This is a genomic window from Neisseria sp. P0021.S006 (assembly GCF_051956895.1).
Genome location: NZ_JBQCWZ010000762.1, coordinates 1 through 677, shown reverse-complemented (window position 1 = coordinate 677; position 677 = coordinate 1). Strand labels below are relative to the sequence as shown.

Below are 677 nucleotides of genomic sequence, written 5' to 3'. Positions count from 1 at the left end.
ATACTGACTATCTCTATTTATCAAAACTACAAATCCAAATTACCCTTCAAAATCAATCCGTTATATGAAACAGATTCAATAAACAAAGGCCGTCTGAAAACCTATTTCCAAAGTTTTCAGACGGCCTTTATCTTAGACCAAACCATTAAGCGTAATATCTGTCTTCGCCTTTACCGTCAACGTTGTCGGCACAACGTTTACAGATGGTTTCATGGCCTGCAACTGCGCCTACATCGTGGGTGTAGTGCCAGCAGCGTTCGCATTTTTCACCATCGCTGGCTTTAGCGGTTACAGCAAGTTCATCACCTACTTTCACTTCTGCTTTAGACACCAGCAAAGCAAAACGCAATTCTTCGCCCAAAGTGTTCAGATAATCGGCAATTTCTTCCGGAGCCGTAATTTCGGCTTCGGCTTGCAATGAAGAACCGACTGTTTTATCCGTACGCAGAGGTTCGATGGCGGCAGTTACTGCTTCGCGTGCTTCGCGGATTGCCGTCCATTTTTTCACCAATTCGGCTTCGGCTTTTTCATTGATAGATGGGAACTCATGCCATGTGTGGAAGAGGACGCTGTCTTCTTCGCCGCCACCGATAATATCCCATGCTTCCTCGCCGTTGAAGCACAAAATCGGAGCAATCAGCAGAACCAAACTGCGTGTGATGTGATACGGGGCAGTT

General features: G+C 45.9%; 1 protein-coding gene. It reads right to left on the bottom strand.

Translation table 11 applies throughout. From position 1 onward, the window contains the following. Positions 1-145: 145 nt before the first annotated feature. Positions 146-677, bottom strand: a 532-nt coding sequence (locus ACTHUM_RS16955; RefSeq protein ID WP_440403551.1) for a zinc finger domain-containing protein, incomplete at its 5' end; no start/stop codon positions are given.